General features: G+C 59.0%; 3 protein-coding genes and 1 pseudogene. 1 reads left to right on the top strand and 3 read right to left on the bottom strand.

Going from position 1 to position 3015, the window contains the following annotated elements; all coding sequences use genetic code 11:
- Nucleotides 1–100: 100 nt before the first annotated feature.
- Both GJ668_RS19535 and GJ668_RS19530 read right to left on the bottom strand, forming a co-directional pair.
- Nucleotides 101–595: an IS66 family transposase gene (locus GJ668_RS19535; RefSeq protein ID WP_246195032.1), complete on the bottom strand. Its 495-nt coding sequence runs from the start codon at nucleotides 593–595 to the stop codon at nucleotides 101–103.
- Between the two features lie 4 nt (nucleotides 596–599).
- Complete coding sequence (locus tag GJ668_RS19530) at nucleotides 600–2228, bottom strand: IS66 family transposase (RefSeq protein WP_155451753.1); 1629 nt, start codon at nucleotides 2226–2228, stop codon at nucleotides 600–602.
- Nucleotides 2229–2451: 223 nt separating this feature from the next.
- Here GJ668_RS19530 and GJ668_RS19525 point away from each other — a divergent pair.
- Nucleotides 2452–2658: pseudogene (locus tag GJ668_RS19525) on the top strand (BrnT family toxin); the annotation flags it as partial.
- A gap of 113 nt (nucleotides 2659–2771) precedes the next feature.
- Here the strand turns inward: GJ668_RS19525 and GJ668_RS20425 are convergent.
- The coding region (locus tag GJ668_RS20425; RefSeq protein ID WP_222930829.1) for a hypothetical protein at nucleotides 2772–3015 on the bottom strand (244 nt) is incomplete at its 5' end.

Raw genomic sequence — 3015 nt, 5'->3', positions numbered from 1 at the left:
GGATTTTCGGAAATCCTTTATCAACGGCTGGGTACGCAATCCGAGGATGCGGCTTTCAAAATGGGCGAACCATGAGTCACGTTTGTAACTTCTCAATAACTCACGGCACACCTGACGCGGGCAAGGCCCTTTCGCGCACGATCTCTGGCAAGGGCTGGATGTCTCCAACCTGTCCGATGCGGTCATTGAGATAATCCCAAAACGAGATCCCGAGCTTGCGGCAGGTCTTCTTGAGACTGGCAAAGGTGTCTCGGCAGCGGCGTCCTAGATCGCTGCGCGTCCCGCCGCTGATCTTGCGCCATTTGACGTAGCCCCGGATGTCGTTCTCGCTGCCGTTGGTGTGCAGCGGGATGTCCGGGCGCAGGAGCACCAGCAGCAGCTCGCGCTGATGGGTCTTCAGGCGCTTGAGGGTTTGATTGAGGGTTGCGAAGGCGGTCTTCTGGCTGAAGATGGCCTCGAAACGCGCGCGCAAATCCGCGACGGCGGCGGGATCGGGGGCGCGTTGGTAGGCCTTGAGGTCGGCATACAGCGTCCAGATCTCGTCGCGCACCCGTTCCTGATCCAGGCGTTGGCGCGCGTTGAGGTAACTTCTCAATAACTCACGGCACACCTGACGCGGGCAAGGCCCTTTCGCGCACGATCTCTGGCAAGGGCTGGATGTCTCCAACCTGTCCGATGCGGTCATTGAGATAATCCCAAAACGAGATCCCGAGCTTGCGGCAGGTCTTCTTGAGACTGGCAAAGGTGTCTCGGCAGCGGCGTCCTAGATCGCTGCGCGTCCCGCCGCTGATCTTGCGCCATTTGACGTAGCCCCGGATGTCGTTCTCGCTGCCGTTGGTGTGCAGCGGGATGTCCGGGCGCAGGAGCACCAGCAGCAGTTCGCCCTGATGGGTCTTCAGGCGCTTGAGGGTTTGATTGAGGGTTGCGAAGGCGGTCTTCTGGCTGAAGATGGCCTCGAAACGCGCGCGCAGATCCGCGACGGCGGCGGGATCGGGGGCGCGTTGGTAGGCCTTGAGGTCGGCATACAGCGTCCAGATCTCGTCGCGCACCCGTTCCTGATCCAGGCGTTGGCGCTCGTTGAGCGGGATGAGTGTGTGAATCAGGTGTTCAGCATGCACCCAGCACAGGGCATGCAGCAGAATGGCGAACTGTCCGGCGCCATCGCTGACAATGACCAGCTCGCGCGAGAGGCCTTTCTCCAACAGTCCGCCGAGCAAGGCCCCCTCGGTGGCGATGCGCCGATGGCGTTCCTTGGTGATCCCAAGGGCCTTGAGGTGTTCCTCCCACGCCGCCGTGGTCGCGATCTCCAGGATGGGTGAAGCCGCCAGCGCGTGGCGCAGTGCCTGCGCCAGGCCCTGCTCGCGCCAGTACGTCAGCGCCTCGTCATTGAGGCCATAGACGGGTTCGCCCGCTTGCAGGAGCTCAAGGAAATTGATCCGGCTCTTGCGCTCGGTACTGGAAAACCAGGCAAAGAAGTCGTTGCCAATCTGCGTGACATAGCCGTTGCGCCCTTGGTGGCGCGCCCCCGAGTCATCGACCGTGATGAAGGAACTGACCTCCAGGCCAACCTCCAGCAACTGATCCTTTTCGGCAAAGAAGGGTTCGTTGTGTCCGCTGAGCAGGGCGTCGATCTGCCCCACCGACAGGTCAATGCCCCATTCGAGGAGCTGCTCGCGCAACAACGGCTGGGTGACATGACAGTGATGGTGCTGGTAGAGCAGGTAGGCCCGCAGGCGCGGGCCGAAGTGCCCGCCTTGCAAGGTCGCTGGCCGCTCCCCGCACAACCATTTCCCATCCGGGGTCTGCCACACCTCCAGGCGATAGCGGGTGTTGTGCGCTTCGATCTTCAGATCCTGGACCACGACGTCGCGATAGCCCTTGAAGCGCGAGCCAGGCGGCGGCGCCTCGGTGGGGGGAATCACGCACTCCTCATGAATCGGCACGTCCGGGGTTTTGCTCCGCTTGCTCGAGCCGGCCCGCTTGCCCGTCGACTCGCCCGTGCCTGGCTTGTTCTTGTCTGGATCGCTCTGATCCTCCATCCCGCTCGGCTTGAAGGTCGGCTTGCCCTTCTCGCCCTTGAGCACCGCAATCTCATCGCGCAGCTGCTGGATGGTTTCCGCTTGCCGCTGGGTCGTCTCGGCCAGCGTTTCGATCAGCGCCACCAACTGCTCGATCAGCGGGGTGCGTTCCGCGTCGGCGATGTCAGGGAGTTCGATCGGGCTGGGCATGACGGCTGGACGAGTCGCGGGAAACGATGAGGGAAGCGATGGGGTACTTTAACGGATATCTTCAGCCAAGGCTGCCATGACTTATTGAGAAGTTACTCACGTTTAACTTAAGTGCTTGATTTTTCTGCATTAGGCTGTTTGCAACGCAACTCACTCCAAGAACGGAAAATCAATGACTTAGCATGGCGTGAAAACTTTCGTACTGTACTGAGCCAAGCGACAGTCGAACCTGATCAAGCACGGCTTGGATTTCGCCGATGCTGAAAAGGTGTTCGCCGGTCCCCTGGTGTTGTTCGAGGATCGTCGAAAAGATTATGGCGAACAGCGAATGATCGGCATTGGGTCGCTGGATGATCTGGTGGTGCTGGTCGTTCACGTCGAGTCGGATGAGCTCGACTTTGGCCATTTTGGCAGTTCCCCAGAAGGCTAAGTGCTTGAAATATAACGAGAGCAAAAAATTAGTAGGGGTCAAGGTGCCCAGATGCTGGGATTCGACCCCTCGCTAATTTTTTCCTCCATCGTAAGTCGTTGTTTCAAAAAACATTACGGAACTAGAAAAATGGCCAAAGTCGAGATGATTCGAGTTTTTTGTTCTTGATTGGACTTTGGACAAAGTATCTTACCAGCTGGCAAAAATCGTTCGCTCACATACAGTTGGAGTAGAGAAGGCATCTGCAGAGGAGAGCGAACGATGACCACGCCCATATTATAAAGATAGCCTGGAATCGCTCCAGCGTTTCCGCCAACGCCTCTACGAGCACCTTGGCGCGCGCCGTGACGCCAGCCT

Source organism: Allochromatium palmeri (genome assembly GCF_009720725.1).
Taxonomy (GTDB): Bacteria; Pseudomonadota; Gammaproteobacteria; order Chromatiales; family Chromatiaceae; genus Thermochromatium; species Thermochromatium palmeri.
The sequence above is the reverse complement of the archived record's forward strand: the minus strand, read 5'-3'. Positions and strand labels throughout refer to the sequence as shown.